This window comes from Streptomyces sp. NPDC058620, from assembly GCF_042717135.1.
Lineage (GTDB): Bacteria > Actinomycetota > Actinomycetes > Streptomycetales > Streptomycetaceae > Streptomyces.
In genome coordinates this window covers 375,806-389,306 of sequence record NZ_JBHXQO010000001.1, presented here as the reverse complement: position 1 = coordinate 389,306, position 13,501 = coordinate 375,806, and the positions used below count along the sequence as shown (strand labels likewise).

Here is a 13,501-nt window from a genome sequence, read left to right as displayed (position 1 = left end):
GGAGTGATCGCATGTACCAGTGCACCGTCGCCGTAGGTTCCCGCAGCGGACTGCACGCCCGCCCGGCCTCGCTGTTCGTCCAGGCGGCAGCCCGCCAGCCGGTCAAGGTGACCATCGGCCGGGAGGGACAGGAGCCGGTCGACGCCCGCAGCATGCTCTCCGTGCTCGCTCTGGCGGCCCAGCACGGAGATTCCGTGGTGCTGTCGGCCACCGGTGACGGGGCCACGGCCGCGGTCGACGAACTCGCCGCGCTGCTCGCACGGGATCTGGATGCCACTGTCTGATCCGCCGCGCCGGTGACGCCGGCCCGCGGCGAACCGGGCTTCCGGTTCGGCCCCGTTGTGGTGATGCCTCTGCCTCCCGGCCGTTCACGGCCGGGAGGCAGAGGCATGGATCAGCGGCCGAAGGTGTCGGGCACCGGCAGTGTGTCCCAGCGGGTCACCGGCCAGGCGACCACCACCGCGCGTCCCACCACCTCGTCGACCGGCACCATGCCGCGGTAGGGATCGTCCTGGTGGTAGCGGGAATCCCCGGACGCCTGACGGTGATCGCCCATCACCCAGACCCGGCCGTCGGGCACCGTGACCTTGAACTGGCCCGCGTCATCGGTGCTGCAGGCGGTGTTGCCCGGGTAGACGTAGGGCTCGTCGAGCGGCTTCCCGTTTACCTTCACCGGCCCTTCGCCCTTGCACTCCACGGTGTCCCCGGCGACGCCGATCACCCGCTTGATGAGGTCCTTCTCCTCGGCGGACGGCATCACCCCGACGAAACCGAGCACCTTCTGGAAGGCGTTGGCGGGCTCGGTGGGCACACCCCTCAGCCAGTCGGACGGATCGTGGAAGACGATCACTTCTCCGCGCTCGGGCTCGGACCCGAACCACGGAGTCAATTTGTCGACCAGGACCCGGTCGCCCTTCTGGAGCGTGTTCTGCATGGATTCCGACGGAATCGAGAACGCCTGGAGCAGGAAGGTCTTGATGAACAGCGCCAGCAGCAGGGCGACGCCGATGAGAACCGGCAGTTCCTTCCACAGGGGGCGCTGCTTCTTCGTCCGCGTCCTCGTCCGCCGTGCGCCCGTCAGCACCATCAAGCCGCTCCTCGCCCCGTGTTCGCCGCTGTCCCCGCGTGGGCAGCACCGGCTCACTCTAGGCGTGATCACTGTGGCGAAGGAGCGGATGAGGTCGTTGACCGGACTTTCAGGCGTACGTCAGGGGCGTATGCAGGGGCGTATGTTCACGGAGCGCCGGGCAGCGGGGGCGCGGGTGGCTCGGTGTGATGCGGATCGGGAACCGTCGCGCCGCCACCGCCCCGTACCGCCTCGACGACCGACTGATGGAACGCCCTGCTGTCCGCTTCGGACGGGCAGCGCACGGGGCTGCCGACCAGGGTGAACCAGTCCGAGGCTCCGCTGAACTGCACGGCCACTTCGGCCTCGCCGTCGGCCCATGTCGTATGGACGGTGAGATCGCCGCCCACGACGCCTGCTTCTTTGGTGCGGACTCCGCCGGCTCCCGCGAAGACACCGCTGGTCGTCCACGATGCCCAGCTCATGACGCGACGCCCTTTCGGACAGTGACGAACCTGTCAAGCGGACTTCTCCGAGTATGACACCGCGGTTCGGAGCGTGCACGGGCGTGCCCCCGCGCCTACCGGCCCAGGGACAAGCGACATGTCTTCGGGTCCGGCACACGGGGCGCCTCACCGGCGCTCCAGTGCTCCCCTGACGAAAGCCGCCTGGCCGGCGTGCTGGAGATCGTCGGCGAGGACGCTGACCAGCCGGACACCGAGGGTGACCGGCGGTGACCAGCTCTCGTCCACGACGCGTTCCAGTGCCCTGCCGTCCAGGCCCCTGATGTATCCGACGCTCTGCTCGTGGACGGCGTCGTAGTAGCCGAGAAGCAGGTCGGCCGAGTCCACCCGTACCGCGGCGACCTGTTCACTGCTCTGTCCGTAGCCGGTCGCGTCTTCGGCGAAGGGCAGACCGAACCGGGAGGCCCAGCCCTGGGACAGCCACACCTGCTCGGTTCCCGCCGCGTCCGCGACGTGGTCGTCCTGGATGCGTGTGAGGTGCCAGACGAGCCAGGAGATCGAATTCGCCCCCTCGTCGAGCCGGGCGTTGAGGTCGTCGGGCGGAAGGCCGTCGACCGCCGTGTGCACCGCTTCCCTGATGCGCTCGAACGCGTCGGCCAGGATGCCAGCTGTGTTCATGGGACCACCATGGCCGGTGCTTCCCGGCGCCCGGCGCCCGACACGCGGCCCGCACGTCAGATGAGCAGCCCCAGCAGGTGCGCGCAGGCCGTCCGCTCGTCCGGGTGCCGGGCGACGACGTCGTAGGCGCCGCGCTCGAACGCCCCGGTCTCCCACACCGCGTCGGGCGCCTTCCGCAGGAACAGGAAGTCGGTGGGTGTGGGGACCGGTTCGTGGACGCCTTCGATGCGGTAGTAGCCGTCGGGTACGCCCGCCGCCCGCAGCGCGGCCCGGAGTTGCAGGCGGTCCATGGGCCCTAGACTCCGGCGGGCTTCAGGTAGCCGTGGTCCAGCAGCCACTTCACGTTGAGCCGCTGGCCCGCGCCCGGGTCGAGGAAGACGGCGTCGAGCTTGATCTGCTGACCGCCGCCGGGCTGCTCGAACCACGGCGCGATGCTGCCCTGCCAGACCCAGAAGGGCTTGGCGACCTTGTAGACGCGGTAGTCGCAGGCGACGGCCGCGTCACGGGTGTTGAGGCTCTGCGGAGGCAGTGCGCGCTCGGCGTAGGCGTCGCCTGCCGGGGCGAGGTAGCTGCCGTACTCCGAGCCGAAGCGGTCCAGCCGCTGGCCCGTGCGGAGCTTGGCCGGCTCCTTGTCGAGCTCGCCGTTGACCTCACCGAAACCGTCGTTCGGCGGGTACTTCCAGCTCCCGGAGTCCGCCGGGCCTTCCCAGTACTTCTTGAGGAAGTCGGCGGGCGAGAGGTCTCCCGTCCTCTCGTAGCCGTTCAGCAGCGGACCGACGGGGGCCTGCTTCTTCTTGGGCAGCCACTTGGGCCCGAGTCGCGCGTCGCCCTCGAACTCTCCGGTGCAGGGTTCGTGCCGCGGCGCGGCGGCCGGCCTGTTGTTCTCCTGGGGGATCGCGGCGCTCGCGGCGGGCGCGCTCAGCAGCCCGGCGGTGATGCCCAGGGTGGCAAATACGGTGCTCATACGGTTCATTGGCGTGACACCTCGGAAGTCGAAGATCGATCGGACAGCTGACGCAGGGTAGCGCCAAGATCGCTCCGAGTGTCCGCACCATGCCGGAATTCGCCCCGAACGAGCCAGGGGCGCCCGAGCCGGAGGTCCGGCCCCGGCGCCACCGGCGGGGGCCCGTCAGCCGTCGGCGGGGTCCGGTACGAGACCGTCGGCGACCAGGCCCGCGAGGACGGCGTCACTGAGCGCCCGGACCGCGGACAAGGGGCGGACCATCACGGTGAACTCCTTGACGCGGCCCGACTCGTCGAACTGGAGCAGGTCGATGCCGTGGATCTCCTTGCCGTTCACCGTGGCCCTGAAGACGAGGATCTCCGACGGCGCCGTGGCTCCGTCCACGGCGGTCTCCGCCGTGCCGTCCAGCTGACCGACGTAGCGGAAGTCCTCGAACGTCCTCAGCAGCACGCCGAAGAGGCCCAGCACCATCGGCCTGCCCTCGAACGGGGTGAACTTCACCGGGCTGTAGAGGCGGATGTCCTCGGTGAACAGCGGTTCCAGGGCGGCCAGATCACGCTTCTCGACCGCGGTACGAAAGCGTTCCGCGGTGTCGGCACTCGTCATGGCTGTCTCTCCTCGCACTCTGTATACTCAAGAATCTGACTACTCAATTTCCAGACTATGATGCAGGCAGAACCGGCACAGCGGAAGGGGGTGGCCCATGGCTTTGCGTCACGCCGTACTCGCGGCACTGCTGGACGGTGAGTACAGCGGCTATCAGCTGGCGAAGGCGTTCGACATCGGCGTCGCGAACTTCTGGCACGCGCTCCCCCAGCAGGTGTACGCGGAACTGTCGAAGCTTGAGCAGGACGGGCTGGTCGCCGGACGGCAGGTGGTCCAGGAGACGCGCCCCAACAAACGTCTGTTCCGCGTCACCGAGGCGGGCCTGGCGGAGTTGCAGCGGTTCGCGGCCGCCGCTCCGAAAGCCGCGTTCATCCGGGACGACCTCCTCGTCAAGGTCCAGGCCGTCGACCGCGTCGACGCGGGGCCCGTGATCGAACAGCTGGAGGAACGCGCGGCGGTCGCCGACGCCAAGATCGAACTCTTCGGCAAGCTGCTGCTCCGGCTGCGCGGCCCGGTGGACGAGGACGAGTTCCTGCGTGGCGGCGAGCGGATCGGACCGTATCTGACCTGCCTGCGCGGGCTCGCCTTCGAGCGGGACAACCGGGACTGGTGCCTGCGGATCGCCGACGTCCTGCGGGAACGGAGCGGCCTGAGCAACTCGCCTTCCTGACCGGCGCGTTGCTTTGGAATGATCGTCGCCCATGGAGAACTGGTGGGTACGGGCGGGTCATGGGCTGCGGTTCGACCGGGGGCCGGCCGGTGCGGCCCGGCTCTCGGAGGGCGCCGACTGCCTGGTCGTGGTCGACGTGCCCTCGTTCACCACGTCGGTCACGGTCGCCGTCGAGTCGGGGACGCGCGCTCGCGGGGACCGAGGGCGTCGCGGACGCGGTCACGCACAGCGCCTCCGGGCGGGAGCTCGTCGACGGCGGTTACGGTGAGGACGTCGCCGTGGCGACGGAGCTGGGCGGCAGCGCCGTCGTGCCGGTCCTGACGGACGGGGCGTTCGACGCCGCCTGACTGCTGTCAGTGCCCGGTGGCGCCGTCCAGGCGTTCGCGCAGCAGGTCCGCGTGGCCTATGTGCCGCGCGTACTCCGCGACCATGTGGACGTGGACCAGGCGCAACGAGTAGACCGCGCCGTTGTGGGTGAAGGTGTCGTCGAGCGAGGCGTCGGCGACCGCCTCGTCCGCCAGCCGGATCTCCTCGACCAGGCGTGCGTAGTCCTCCTCGGCGCGCTCCGCGGCCAGATCCTCGAAGTCCGCGTCCTTGCCCAGCTCCTGCGCGTACATCGGCGCCAGGGGCAGACCGGCGAACCGGTCACGGAACCAGGTGCGTTCGACCTTCGCCATGTGCCGCAGCAGACCCAGCAGTGTGAGGTTGGAGGGCTCGACGGACTGTTCGGCGAGCTGTTCTCCCGTGAGTCCCGCGCATTTCTGGAGGAGCGTGCTGCGGTAATAGGAGAGGAAGCCCTCCAGGGTCTCGCGCTCCCCCGCGGCGAGGGGTCCGGACGTCCGGGTCACTTCAGGTGCTGTCCATGTCATCGAGCGATCATGCCCGTGGACCGCGCGGTCCCGCGACCCTGTTCGCCCGTGGCGATGTCTTCGTCGGTGCCGTCGGAGGACCAGGAGGCCGCCGAGGAGCCCAGGCCGCCCAGGAGGCCGAAGACCAGGAAGAGGACGACCAGCGCCTTCGCGGCCCCGCTCATGATCAGGGGCCTGGTCGCGGAGCGTGGGCGTTGAAGGGTGACGGAGAGATCGTCGTCCCCGAAGAGCCCCCGGGGGTAGGCCGGTGTGAGCATCAGGGCGTAGGCGGAGAAGCGCATCCGGTAGCGCAGTGTCGCCGCGGTCGCCTCGAAGAGCGGCCGGGGCATCCGGCCCAGGATCAGCGTGATGACCCACCAGATGAACGACAGCGCGAACCAGCCGCTCGTCGCGAGAGCCTGCACGATCGCCGCCGGAATCATGAGGAAGACACGGAAGAGCACGGCGAGCCGGTTGAGGTCCGTCGGGCGCACCTCGATCTGTACGGGATAGTCCGGCGGCGGAGTGAGGGCGAACGGCGGATAGCGGTCGATGAGCAGCATCTCGCTCGCGGCGACCCGCATCCGGTAGCCGAGATACTTCGCGAGGTAGGCGAATACGGGGCCGGGCAGCCGCCCCAGGACGAGTGCCGCGAACCAGCCGAAGATCGCGGTGAAGACCGCGGCGATGTGGAGGACGAACAGCACGAGGAAGTGCGGGAGCAGCAGGAGCAGACGCAGCAGGACGGTGAGCCGGCGCTGACGCGTGGGCTCGATGACATCGAGGACGGGCAGGAATTCGCCCGGGTCCCCCGCGACACGGCCCGGACTCCACTGACCGTCCGCCATGGTGCTCCTCCTGGGCAGGTGAGCCGCACGCTTCGGCACGTACGGCGTCATCCCACGCTGGGTGCGTGCGGGGCGGCACGCAAACGGCGACGGGCCGAACGGGTGCCGGACCCGGCGGGACGGGCGCAGCACGGAGGTACGGGGTCCCGGCCCGCACCTCCGTGCTGTCACCGCTCACACTCACCTCACGCACTCACTCCATGAGGTCTCCGTACGCTCCGAGGGCCAGCGCGATGTCGGCCTGTGCCCAGAACCGGTGGTAGGTGAAGACCGGAGCGGCTCCGCCGTCGAGGTAGCTCTGGACCTTCGGCCAGTTCGGGTCGTCCTTGTAGAACGACCGGATGGAGGCGAACGTCGAGTTGGCGTTGACGGTGTCGCCGTTGGGCATGGCGCCCGTCCAGCCGCCCGGCACGTACACCGGGTCGTCGAACCGGTTGTAGTCGGCGCGGGTCTCGGGAACCGCCACCCCCGCGTCGTCCTGGTAGTGGTCCCACATGCCGTCGAGAAGCGCCTTCGCCGCGGTCTTCGCCGCCGCGTCGCCGGACTTGGCCGCGTAGTAGGTGAGCGTCCGGGCGTAGGCGCCGGCCACACCGACGTCGTTGGTGTAGTCGGCGACGGTCACGTGGAGCCCGCTGTTGGCGCCGGGGCTCGACGCGTTCCAGGTGTCGGGCGCACCCGTCCACTTGAGGGTGGAGGGCACCCGGTACGTACCGTCCGGGTTGATCGTCGTCTCCGACAGGGCCCAGTCGACCCACTTGTCGAGTACGGCCTTGGCCTGGGCGTCGCCCGACTCGTGGTAGTACTCGGCGACGCGTTCCATGGACCACGCCTGGAAGCCGAACCACTGGTTGGACGGCGGGTCGTGGTAGACGGGCTTCTCGTCGTAGTACATCCCGTGGAAGGTCGGGGTACCGGCCGGCGGCTGGGCGTAACTGCCCTTCCAGCTGTTCGTCGCGCCGCCCGCGATGGCGCCCTCGTCGGACTGCAGCCACTGGTAGAAGTCCAGCTGCCGGTCCAGGCTCTTGGCCCAGTCCTGTTGTCCGGTGGCCGACTTGGGCTTGAGGTCGGGTACCGAACTCAGCGCGTACGCGGCCATCGGGTTCTGGTACCCGCCGTGCGCGTGGCTGCTTCCGATCCGCCAGGACCAGCCGGCCGCGGTGTCGGTCGCGCCGCCCCAGGCGTAGTACCAGGACATCAGATAGTGCGAGCTGTCCTTGCCGGTGCCCGCCGGGCAGGTACGCGGGCCGACGCAGCCGCCGACCTTCTTGAAGTACTTGTCGAACATGGCGTAGCGCAGGTAGTCGCCCATCTTGGCGGCCTTGCCGACCGTCGCGGAGACCTCGCTCCCCTTGCCCTGCTCCTTGGCCCACATGTCGGCCCAGTAGGCGGCCTGCACGGCGCGTGCGTCGGCGTCGGGAGCGTTGGTGAACTTCCACTGCTTGGCGTAGGAGGCGTCCCCGGTGAACAGGTCCAGGTAGCCGTTCTTGCCGCCGTAGGCGAACTTGTCGCAGGTCGGGTGGGTGACGGTCTCCCAGACCGACTCCTGCGGTCCGCGCTGGAAGGTGTTGATGTACGAAGGGCCGGTCTCGGCGGGTCCTGCCGAGCAGGTGCCGGGTGTGTTGCCGAAGCCGTAGACGTTGTCGACGTCCTGGATCCAGTGCATGCCGTAGATGTCGTCGGTGCCGTACGCGCTCTTCAGCTCACCCGCGATCGGGTCGGAGCCGGAGGTCGCCGACGGATCGAGGACGGCGGGGTACTGGGTCGGCGCGTCGTGCTCCGGTGCGTACGTGGCGGGCTTCGACGCGTTGTAGAAGGAGTTCGTGGGCTGATCGGCGTGGGTGGGGATCATGTACTTCTCCATGGTGTCCCACGCACCGTTGAACTTCGTCCAGTCCCCGGTGATCTTCCCGTACATCGCCTGTAGCCAGATCAGGTAGCTGTACGCCTCCGATGTCGTCTCGTGCCCGTGGTCGGGGGCCTCCACGATCAGCGTCTCGACGGAGTGGTACGGAATGCCCTCCGGCGAGAAGTAGCCGTTCGCCGGGTCGGTGATCTTCCCGTACAGATCGAGGAAGCGTGCGTCGTACGTCTTCGTCGCGGCCAGCTGCGTGACGGTGACCTCGGCCTTGGCATGGCCGGGAGCCGTCACGGTGAACGTCGCGGCGCCCGTGCCCGAACTGTTGGCGCTCACGGTCACCTTCTGCGCCGTTGACCAGTTCGACGGTGTGAAGGAGAGGCTCGCGCCGCCGGTGACGGTCAGTCCGGTGTTGCCCGCAGTTCGGGCCACGCTGACGGTGACGGGCGCGGCCGGCGCGGTGGACAGCGAGACGCCGAAAGTCCCCGATGTGCTCTGCCGGACGCCCAGTTGGGCGGGCGAGGCGACGACTGCGGGGCCCGCGACGACCGTGATGCCCGCGGGAGGTGACTCGGCCGATCCGCCCAGGCTGTCGTAGGCCCGTGCGTAGACGGAGTGCCCGCCCGCCGGGAGACCCGTGGCGTTGTAGGAGTACGGAGAGGTCGTGTCGGTGCCGAGGAGGGTCGTGTCGTCGTAGAACTCGACCTTGCTGATGGTGGCGCCGCCCGCGGCCGCCGCCGTCGCGGCGAGCGGGACCGGGTCGCCCACGGTGAAGACGGAGCCCGCCGCCGGGCTGGTGAGGACGGCGATCGGCGGCTGATGGGCGCCCGCGCAGACAGTCCCGTTGACGGCGAAGCCGGTGGGGGCGGTGTTCGTACCGCTGTAGGTGAACTGCGCACCAGTCGATACGGCTGCTCCCGGGGCGATGGTCCCGTTCCAGGAGGCGTTCTTGACGGTGACGTTCTTTCCGGACTGGGACCAGGTGCCGCTCCAGCCGTTCGTGAGCGTCTGGTTTCCGGCGTAGCTGTAGGTGAGGGTCCAGCCGGCGACCGGCGCGGAGGCCCGGTTGGTGACGGTGAGTTCGGCGGTGAAACCCGAACCCCAGTCATTGGCCTTGTAGTCGACGCCGCACTGGACGGCGGCCGCCTGGGCCGGGGTGCCGGCGGCGGCGGTCATCCCCAGGGGGAGCGCCAGGGCGGCGACGAATGCCGTCCATAACCGTCGGGATTTCATTCCGGTTCTACCGGATCTCCTTGGTACCCACGTACTTCGTGCGCTTACCGATGGCATGCGCGGGTTCCTCTCGCGGCTCGGCGACATGGGGGGTGTGCGGGATTGAGCACAAGCCTTGAACCAGTGGGAGCGCTCCCAGCATGGGGACGGGGAAAAAGGGAGTCAAGAGACTTGAAGAGTCGAATAAATTCGATAGCAAGAGATCAGAACGGGTCTGTTGACCGACACGAGTTGACGCTCTAACGTCATGCCACACCAGTGGGAGCGGTTCCATCAGTCGACGTGCCGTAGGGGGCACGTCCGGTCTGTAAGGAGTCGCTCCGTGCGACACCCCCCGCATTCGCCACATCTACGGCACGTGTTCCGCTTAGTCCTGGCAACTGTTCTCGCCACGGTCGGCATCACCGTCGCCCCCGTGGTCACCGCCTCCGGCTCCGCACCCGTCTGCACGGTGGAGTACACGACCACCAGTCAGTGGGACGGCGGATTCCAGGGGTCCGTCACGCTCACCAACCTGGGCTCCTCCGTGAGCAGTTGGAGCCTGGGATTCGATCTGCCCGGCGACCGCAAGGTCACGCAGGGCTGGAACGCACGGTGGTCGCAGTCGGGCAGGACCGTCACCGCCGCGAACGAGACCTGGAACGGCACGCTCGCAACCGGTGCGAGCGTCAGTGCCGGCTTCCTGGCATCGGGAGCCGGTACGGGATCGGCGCCCGGCACGTTCACGCTCAACGGGACGCCGTGCGGCGGCGACCCCGGCCCCGGTCCGACCGACCCACCGGACCCGACCGATCCGCCCGACGGCCCGCCCGTGCTGAAGGTGTCGGGCAACAAGCTCGTCGACGAGACCGGCGCCACCCGCCGGATGCTCGGCGTCAACCGCTCCGGCGGAGAGTTCATGTGCGTACAAGGACATGGAATCTTCGACGGTCCGGTCGACGACGCCTCTGTCCAGGCGATCGCCGACTGGAACGCCAACACCGTCCGTATCCCCCTGAACGAGGAGTGCTGGCTGGGCCTGGACAACATCGACCCGCGCTACGCGGGCGACAACTACATCAACGCCGTGAAGGACCTGGTCCAACGGGTCAAGGACCACGGCATGACACCCATGGTCGAACTGCACTGGACCTGGGGGCAGTACACCGGCAACTCGGCGGGCTGCTCCGACGTGCACGCCAGCTGCCAGAAGCCCATGCCCGACGCGCAGTACACACCGGCCTTCTGGTCCTCGGTCGCCTCGACCTTCAAGGACGAGCCGACCGTGGTGTTCGACCTGTTCAACGAACCGTATCCGGACCGGGCCACGCCCACCATCGGACAGGCATGGACCTGCTGGCGGGACGGCGGGACCTGCCCGGGCATCGGTTACGAGGTCGCGGGCATGCAGGACCTGGTCGACGCGGTACGGGCGACCGGCGCCGGGAACCTGATCCTGGCCGGCGGGCTCGCGTACTCCAACGACCTCGGTCGGTGGCTCCAGCACAAGCCCAACGATCCGGCGGGCAATCTCGCCGCCGCCTGGCACGTCTACAACTTCAACGTCTGTGCGAACGAGGACTGCTGGAACTCCACGCTCGCACCGGTCGCCGCCGAAGTCCCCCTCGTCGCAGGCGAGATCGGCGAGAACACCTGCTCCCACGGCTTCGCCGACCGGGTCATGCGGTGGTTCGACGACCGCGGACTCTCCTATCTCGGATGGACCTGGAACACCTGGGACTGTTCCTCGGGTCCGGCCTTGATCAGCAACTACGACGGTACCCCCACCCCGTACGGAATCGGGTTGCGCGATCACCTGCGCGCCCTCGACAACTGAGGAAACGGAAACTCTCATGAGCCGCACGAGCCGCACCCCCCTCCGCAGATCACGCACCGCCCTCATCGCGGCGGGAGCGCTGGTCGCCGCCGCAGCGGGCACCGCCGCCGCAGCCGTACCGTCCGCGGCGGCAGCCGCCGGATGCACCGTCGACTACAAGATCCAGAACCAGTGGAACGGCGGCTTCACCAGCGCCGTGACCATCACCAACACCGGCGACGCGGTCAACGCCTGGCAGCTGCAGTGGTCGTTCGCCGCCGGCGAGCAGGTCTCGCAGGGCTGGAACGCCACCGTTTCGCAGAGCGGCACAGCCGTCACCGCGAAGAACGTCTCGTACAACGGTTCCCTGGCCACGGGCGCCTCCGCCTCCTTCGGCTTCAACGCCAGCGGCAACGGAAACAGCACTGTGCCGGCGACGTTCAAACTGAACGGTGTCACCTGCAACGGCGGCCCGACGGACCCCACGGACCCGACCGACCCGCCGACCGGTGACCGCGTCGACAACCCGTACGTGGGCGCCGACGTCTATGTGAACCCCGAGTGGTCGGCGAAGGCCGCGGCCGAGCCCGGTGGCTCCCGGGTGGCCAACGAGCCCACCGCCGTCTGGCTCGACCGCATCGCCGCCATCGAGGGCGTCAACGGCGGCATGGGTCTGCGCGACCACCTGGACGCGGCACTCGCCCAGAAGGGCACCGGCGAACTCGTCGTCCAGCTCGTCATCTACAACCTGCCGGGACGCGACTGCGCGGCGCTCGCCTCCAACGGCGAGCTCGGACCCACCGAGATCGGCCGGTACAAGACCGAGTACATCGACCCGATCGCGGCGATCCTCGCCGACCGCAAGTACGCCGGACTGCGCATCGTCAACACGGTCGAGATCGACTCACTGCCGAACCTGGTGACCAACACCGGCAGCCGTCCCACCGCCACCCCGGCCTGCGACGTCATGAAGGCCAACGGCAACTACGTCAAGGGTGTCGGCTACGCGCTCAACAAGCTCGGCGACGCCCCCAACGTCTACAACTACATCGACGCCGGACACCACGGCTGGATCGGCTGGGACGACAACTTCGCCCCGTCGGCCGACACGTTCAAGGCAGCGGCCACCGCCGAGGGCGCCACGGTCAACGACGTGCACGGATTCATCACCAACACCGCCAACTACAGCGCGCTGAAGGAAAAGAACTTCTCCATCAACGACTCCATCAACGGAACGTCCGTACGGCAGTCGAAGTGGGTGGACTGGAACCGCTACACGGACGAGCTCTCCTTCGCCCAGGCATTCCGCACCAAGCTGGTCTCGATCGGCTTCAACTCCGGTATCGGCATGCTGATCGACACCTCCCGCAACGGCTGGGGCGGCACCGCCAGGCCCGCCGGCCCGGGAGCATCCACCAGCGTCGACACCTACGTCGACGGCGGCCGTTACGACCGGCGCATCCACATGGGCAACTGGTGCAACCAGTCCGGAGCCGGTCTCGGCGAACGACCGCAGTCGGCCCCGGAGCCCGGCATCGACGCCTACGTCTGGGTGAAGCCCCCGGGTGAGTCGGACGGCTCCAGCAAGGCGATCCCGAACGACGAGGGCAAGGGATTCGACCGAATGTGCGACCCGACATACACGGGTAACCCCCGTAACGGCAACAGCATGTCGGGCGCGCTGGCGAACGCCCCGGTCTCCGGACACTGGTTCTCCGCCCAGTTCCAGGAGCTCATGAAGAACGCCTACCCGGCACTCTGACCCCGACGGCGGCCGGGCCGGGGCGCTCCCTCACCCTTGCCCGGCCCACGGTTGCGGATGCGGGTGACCAGTTCACGGACACGGGCCGGAGCGGAAGCGCTCCGGCCCTCTGGGGCCTTGGCGCGGGGCTTGATCCGGGGCTTCGTACGGGTCTTGGTCCCAGCCTGCGTCCCGGCCTTGGCGACTCTCCGGGTACCCGCCTTCGAAGCTGCCGGTTCGGCGTCATCCGGTGCCGCTGCCGGTGAGGTGTCGCCGAGCGCGTGATAGCGGTGGCTGATTCTGCGGCCCACCAGCAGATAGCCGAGGAGGGCTCCGGTCGTATTGAGGATCACGTCATCGATGTCGAAGGCCCGTCCGGCGACGAGTGCCCCCTGCACGAGCTCGACGATCACCATGACCGCCGCGGTCAGGAGAATCATGCGGATCATCCGCAGTCTGCGCGCCACCAGAATCGGCAGCAGCACCCCGAACGGTGCGCCCAGCAGCAGATTCCCGCCCGCCTGCTTGCAGGCGGCGAGGAACGTGTAGTCCTCCGCGTACTGCCGCAGTGAGCGTCCGGGCCGCAGGTTCGAGGTCACGAGGTCTTCGGAGGCCGGTGACGGAGTGAGCGTCACATGGGCCAGGACAACGGAGAATGCGACCAGTCCGACAATAGTCGCCACGAGCATCGACGCCCGGAGCAGCATCCGGCCCCAGCGTCTCTCTCCGGATC

At 68.6% G+C, this 13,501-nt stretch carries 14 protein-coding genes; 4 read left to right on the top strand and 10 right to left on the bottom strand.

What is annotated here, in order from left to right:
- Positions 1-11: 11 nt before the first annotated feature.
- On the top strand, positions 12-284 hold the full coding sequence (locus tag ACFWSK_RS01695; protein WP_383780484.1) for an HPr family phosphocarrier protein: 273 nt from the start codon (positions 12-14) through the stop codon (positions 282-284).
- Positions 285-394: 110 nt separating this feature from the next.
- Here the strand turns inward: ACFWSK_RS01695 and lepB are convergent, their stop codons facing one another.
- The 6 genes from lepB to ACFWSK_RS01665 form a co-directional block, all read right to left on the bottom strand.
- Positions 395-1,087 (bottom strand): signal peptidase I, encoded by a 693-nt coding sequence (lepB, locus tag ACFWSK_RS01690; protein WP_383780482.1) that lies wholly within the window; start codon positions 1,085-1,087, stop codon positions 395-397.
- Between the two features lie 146 nt (positions 1,088-1,233).
- Positions 1,234-1,551, bottom strand: a complete 318-nt coding sequence (locus tag ACFWSK_RS01685; RefSeq protein ID WP_383780479.1) for a hypothetical protein — start codon at positions 1,549-1,551, stop codon at positions 1,234-1,236.
- 147 nt (positions 1,552-1,698) lie between these two features.
- The gene (locus tag ACFWSK_RS01680; protein WP_383780476.1) at positions 1,699-2,208 is read right to left on the bottom strand and encodes a DUF664 domain-containing protein; all 510 of its coding nucleotides are present in this window, start codon (positions 2,206-2,208) and stop codon (positions 1,699-1,701) included.
- 56 nt (positions 2,209-2,264) lie between these two features.
- The gene (locus ACFWSK_RS01675) at positions 2,265-2,498 is read right to left on the bottom strand and encodes a hypothetical protein (protein ID WP_383780474.1); all 234 of its coding nucleotides are present in this window, start codon (positions 2,496-2,498) and stop codon (positions 2,265-2,267) included.
- Between the two features lie 5 nt (positions 2,499-2,503).
- Entirely contained in the window at positions 2,504-3,181 is a 678-nt protein-coding gene (locus ACFWSK_RS01670) for a TNT domain-containing protein (protein ID WP_383780472.1), read from the bottom strand.
- A gap of 156 nt (positions 3,182-3,337) precedes the next feature.
- Entirely contained in the window at positions 3,338-3,778 is a 441-nt protein-coding gene (locus ACFWSK_RS01665) for a nuclear transport factor 2 family protein (protein WP_383780470.1), read from the bottom strand.
- Positions 3,779-3,875: 97 nt separating this feature from the next.
- Between ACFWSK_RS01665 and ACFWSK_RS01660 the strand changes: the two genes are divergently transcribed.
- Positions 3,876-4,448 carry a PadR family transcriptional regulator gene (locus ACFWSK_RS01660; RefSeq protein ID WP_383780467.1) on the top strand — a complete coding sequence of 191 codons (573 nt, stop codon included), beginning with the start codon at positions 3,876-3,878 and terminating at the stop codon, positions 4,446-4,448.
- Between the two features lie 353 nt (positions 4,449-4,801).
- Here the strand turns inward: ACFWSK_RS01660 and ACFWSK_RS01655 are convergent, their stop codons facing one another.
- The 3 genes from ACFWSK_RS01655 to ACFWSK_RS01645 all read right to left on the bottom strand — a co-directional run bounded on the left by ACFWSK_RS01655 (position 4,802) and on the right by ACFWSK_RS01645 (position 9,232).
- A complete protein-coding gene (locus ACFWSK_RS01655) occupies positions 4,802-5,317 on the bottom strand; it encodes a DinB family protein (RefSeq protein ID WP_383780465.1) in 516 nt (171 codons plus the stop codon).
- Positions 5,314-6,144: a DUF4389 domain-containing protein gene (locus tag ACFWSK_RS01650; RefSeq protein ID WP_383780463.1), complete on the bottom strand. Its 831-nt coding sequence runs from the start codon at positions 6,142-6,144 to the stop codon at positions 5,314-5,316. The genes ACFWSK_RS01655 and ACFWSK_RS01650 overlap by 4 nt, the downstream gene beginning before the upstream one ends.
- A gap of 193 nt (positions 6,145-6,337) precedes the next feature.
- Positions 6,338-9,232 carry a glycoside hydrolase family 48 protein gene (locus ACFWSK_RS01645; protein WP_383780460.1) on the bottom strand — a complete coding sequence of 965 codons (2,895 nt, stop codon included), beginning with the start codon at positions 9,230-9,232 and terminating at the stop codon, positions 6,338-6,340.
- 322 nt (positions 9,233-9,554) lie between these two features.
- Here ACFWSK_RS01645 and ACFWSK_RS01640 point away from each other — a divergent pair, with 322 nt between their 5' ends.
- Both ACFWSK_RS01640 and ACFWSK_RS01635 read left to right on the top strand, forming a co-directional pair.
- A complete protein-coding gene (locus ACFWSK_RS01640; RefSeq protein WP_383780457.1) occupies positions 9,555-11,048 on the top strand; it encodes a cellulase family glycosylhydrolase in 1,494 nt (497 codons plus the stop codon).
- Positions 11,049-11,064: 16 nt separating this feature from the next.
- Positions 11,065-12,789, top strand: coding sequence for a glycoside hydrolase family 6 protein (locus tag ACFWSK_RS01635; protein WP_383780454.1), 1,725 nt, complete (start codon positions 11,065-11,067; stop codon positions 12,787-12,789).
- On the opposite strand, the gene ACFWSK_RS01630 is transcribed toward ACFWSK_RS01635, so the two are convergent.
- Entirely contained in the window at positions 12,774-13,475 is a 702-nt protein-coding gene (locus ACFWSK_RS01630) for a VanZ family protein (protein WP_383780452.1), read from the bottom strand. The two genes, ACFWSK_RS01635 and ACFWSK_RS01630, sit on opposite strands and share 16 nt — an antisense overlap.
- Positions 13,476-13,501: the final 26 nt, after the last annotated feature.

Excerpts from the sequence above, each read along its gene's own strand:
- ACFWSK_RS01680 (WP_383780476.1), bottom strand. The coding sequence starts at position 2,208 with ATGAACACAGCTGGCATCCTGGCCGACGCGTTCGAGCGCATCAGGGAA.
- ACFWSK_RS01665 (WP_383780470.1), bottom strand. The coding sequence starts at position 3,778 with ATGACGAGTGCCGACACCGCGGAACGCTTTCGTACCGCGGTCGAGAAG.
- lepB (WP_383780482.1), bottom strand. The coding sequence starts at position 1,087 with ATGGTGCTGACGGGCGCACGGCGGACGAGGACGCGGACGAAGAAGCAG.
- ACFWSK_RS01695 (WP_383780484.1), top strand. The coding sequence starts at position 12 with ATGTACCAGTGCACCGTCGCCGTAGGTTCCCGCAGCGGACTGCACGCC.
- ACFWSK_RS01675 (WP_383780474.1), bottom strand. The coding sequence starts at position 2,498 with ATGGACCGCCTGCAACTCCGGGCCGCGCTGCGGGCGGCGGGCGTACCC.
- ACFWSK_RS01635 (WP_383780454.1), top strand. The coding sequence starts at position 11,065 with ATGAGCCGCACGAGCCGCACCCCCCTCCGCAGATCACGCACCGCCCTC.
- ACFWSK_RS01670 (WP_383780472.1), bottom strand. The coding sequence starts at position 3,181 with ATGAACCGTATGAGCACCGTATTTGCCACCCTGGGCATCACCGCCGGG.
- ACFWSK_RS01630 (WP_383780452.1), bottom strand. The coding sequence starts at position 13,475 with ATGCTGCTCCGGGCGTCGATGCTCGTGGCGACTATTGTCGGACTGGTC.
- ACFWSK_RS01655 (WP_383780465.1), bottom strand. The coding sequence starts at position 5,317 with ATGACATGGACAGCACCTGAAGTGACCCGGACGTCCGGACCCCTCGCC.
- ACFWSK_RS01660 (WP_383780467.1), top strand. The coding sequence starts at position 3,876 with ATGGCTTTGCGTCACGCCGTACTCGCGGCACTGCTGGACGGTGAGTAC.
- ACFWSK_RS01645 (WP_383780460.1), bottom strand. The coding sequence starts at position 9,232 with ATGAAATCCCGACGGTTATGGACGGCATTCGTCGCCGCCCTGGCGCTC.
- ACFWSK_RS01650 (WP_383780463.1), bottom strand. The coding sequence starts at position 6,144 with ATGGCGGACGGTCAGTGGAGTCCGGGCCGTGTCGCGGGGGACCCGGGC.
- ACFWSK_RS01685 (WP_383780479.1), bottom strand. The coding sequence starts at position 1,551 with ATGAGCTGGGCATCGTGGACGACCAGCGGTGTCTTCGCGGGAGCCGGC.